Below are 2,747 nucleotides of genomic sequence, written 5' to 3'. Positions count from 1 at the left end.
AAGCGGATATTGAAATTGGAGGAACGGATCAAAAGTTTAATTTAGCGGTTGGTCGGGATTTACAACGACATTTTGGACAACAACCCCAATTTGGTTTATTAATGCCAATTTTAATTGGGACGGATGGAACTCAAAAAATGTCAAAATCCCTGGGAAATTATGTGGCGTTATCGGAAGATCCGTTAACAATGTATTCTAAATTGGAGAAAGTTCAAGATAATCTGTTAAATTCCTATTTTGAACTATTAACTAATCTTCCTTTGGATCAGTTACCAGAAAATCCTAGAGAAAAGCAAAAATTATTAGGGTTAGAAATAACGTCTCAATTTCACGGGAAAGAAGCCGCGTTAGAAGCTCAAAAAGCGTCTTTAATCTTAGTTCAAGGAGATGCGAAAACCGCAGAAGCTGTTCCTGAATTTTCCTTAGCCGAGATTCAATTTCCAGCAAAGTTATTTTATATTCTCGGTGCGAGTTCGTTGTGTAAAAGCAGCAGTGAAGCGCGACGAGAAATTCAAGGAGGGGCGGTTAAGTTAGATGGCGATCGCATTTCTGAGGTCGATTTAACGTTTAATTCGATAGAAGAATTAACGGGTAAAGTTCTACAAGTGGGTAAAAAGAAATTTATTCGTTTAGTTCAGTAGTTATTGGACTAGGGAAGAGGGAGCAGGGAGCAGGGGAGGCAGGGGGAGCAGGGGGAGCAGGGGGAGCAGGAGCAGGGGGAGCAGGGGGAGGAGAGGAGCAGGGGGAGGAGAGTTATAGCACTACGCATTACAGTTAGGACTGCGGAGTGAATCCAGCAAACCCTTTCACTTCTTACTATTCCCTATTCCCTATTCCCTGTTCCCTGTTCCCTTCAAAAAAGAAATTCGGGGTCAGTCTACCATTGCGGACTGCCCCGTTTGCCGATCCTTTGAGAGGAGAACACTACAACTTACTTTATCCTTATTGAAAATAATTGTCAACTTATAGTTACATTTTTTAAAATATTGAGTAAAAATTTGGGTTTCTAGCGCAGTCGTTATAGGATGTCACTAGGGAACAAAAAATATACTTAGTCTAACTTTTAGCTTTTAAGTGGGCTGTGCAGTCCCGCGTTAACTTGTAGAAACATGAAACACACTCTATCTGTTTTAGTAGAAGATGAAGCCGGAGTCTTGACGCGAATTGCCGGTTTGTTTGCGCGTCGGGGATTCAATATTGAGAGTTTGGCTGTAGGCCCGGCTGAACAATCAGGGATTTCTCGAATTACCATGGTTGTTCCAGGGGATGACCACATCATTGAACAGTTGACGAAACAACTCTACAAACTGATCAATGTTCTCAAAGTTCAGGACATTACCGAAGTGCCCTGTGTGGAACGGGAATTGATGCTATTGAAAGTCAATTACAATAGCAGTGCCACTCGCTCAGAAATTATTGAGTTAGCCCAAATTTTCCGGGCTCGTGTGGTCGATATTGGGGATGACTCCCTGACCATCGAAGTCGTTGGCGACCCTGGAAAAATGGTGGCAATTGTCCAAGTGTTAAGTCGTTTTGGCATTCGGGAAATTGCCCGCACGGGTAAAATTGTCTTGGTGCGGGAGTCCGGCGTTAATACCGAGTTCCTCAAGACTCAAGCTCCCGTTGAAGCTCGATTTTAACCTCAAATAATTGATGGTCTCTCTCTGAACCGCGTTCCTACGAGGAAAGGGGAGAGGTCTTCTGGGGTGACATCCCCTTGATGGTGGGTTGTGTATCCCCCTTTTTGAAGAAATGTTGATTTTTAAGTCATTTTTCTAAAAAATTAGTTAAAATAGAACGAGGTGAGTGTTGAACCTATCGAGGCTCATCTGTTAACCTTATCAATATTAACGTGATGAATGAAGAGGATTGTTCAGCCGTTTATAACGCGCTGATAGAGATGCTAAATTCGATGAAATTGGGGTGGGTAACAGAGCAAGTTGCCGATGTTATTAGCGCGGGAAAAACCACTGGAGAGATGATATCGGGTCGAAAATCTCCTGACTTAAAATTAAATTATTATAGCGCTCAAGAGCAAGTCTTACTATTGATTTATGCCATTGAAAAAGCGGTAATTAATACCGCAGAAATTGAAAGTGAAATCATGGATATTTTAAGCCATGAAGGGAAAATGTCTGATTTAAAACCAGAAGTTCGGTTTACTTCATCTGTGGATGGTAAAGGTAAACTGTTTAAATATAATATTGAATCGGTTAAAACTCGAAAAGAAAATATTCAGGAATTAAAGAAATTACTGGAGCAATTACGTCAGGAGATGGGAAGTGATGTCAATTAATACCGGGTTACTCAATCAGATTAATCAACAGTTAAAACAAAGTTTAAATCCTGATTTAAAAACCGCTAAGGATTTTGAAGATTGGTTCAAATTCTATATTTTCAATATTATTGTGAAAGCGGCTCGGAATGAAGGAGCGTTAGTTTATTATAAAGATGTTTTGAAACGGAATCCTGAAACCTTGGTATTTCGTAGACGCGCTGGACAAATTTATGATCTGACTCAACCTTATACCCATGCTGTGATTGAATTTGATCAAAAACCGCCCTTAGAAATTCATGTTGGGGTTAAAATTCATGGTCGGTTAAGGGTGTTATATGATTGTGATATTTGTGTTATTTATAAAATGGAAGCCGATAGTTGTCGTACCAATAAACGGGAACCTCGCGCCTCTCGAATTTTTCTGGCTATCGATTGTCAACATTATACTTCAGAATTACGTTTGGAATTA

Annotated in this window: 3 protein-coding genes and 1 pseudogene; all 4 read left to right on the top strand. The window is 40.3% G+C overall.

The annotated features are described in order from the left end of the window. Positions 1-641 (top strand): tyrosine--tRNA ligase (tyrS, locus tag ACKPEB_RS16035; protein WP_408965939.1); only part of this gene is annotated, 641 nt, incomplete at its 5' end. A gap of 468 nt (positions 642-1,109) precedes the next feature. Further along, positions 1,110-1,640: an acetolactate synthase small subunit gene (ilvN, locus tag ACKPEB_RS16030; protein WP_408965938.1), complete on the top strand. Its 531-nt coding sequence runs from the start codon at positions 1,110-1,112 to the stop codon at positions 1,638-1,640. 215 nt (positions 1,641-1,855) lie between these two features. Then, entirely contained in the window at positions 1,856-2,296 is a 441-nt protein-coding gene (locus tag ACKPEB_RS16025; protein WP_408965937.1) for a hypothetical protein, read from the top strand. After that, positions 2,286-2,747: pseudogene (locus tag ACKPEB_RS16020) on the top strand (hypothetical protein); the annotation flags it as partial. The gene ACKPEB_RS16025 and the pseudogene ACKPEB_RS16020, both read left to right, overlap by 11 nt.

Source organism: Planktothrix sp., assembly GCF_046067725.1.
Classification (GTDB): domain Bacteria; phylum Cyanobacteriota; class Cyanobacteriia; order Cyanobacteriales; family Microcoleaceae; genus Planktothrix.
The sequence above is the reverse complement of the archived record's forward strand: the minus strand, read 5'-3'. Positions and strand labels throughout refer to the sequence as shown.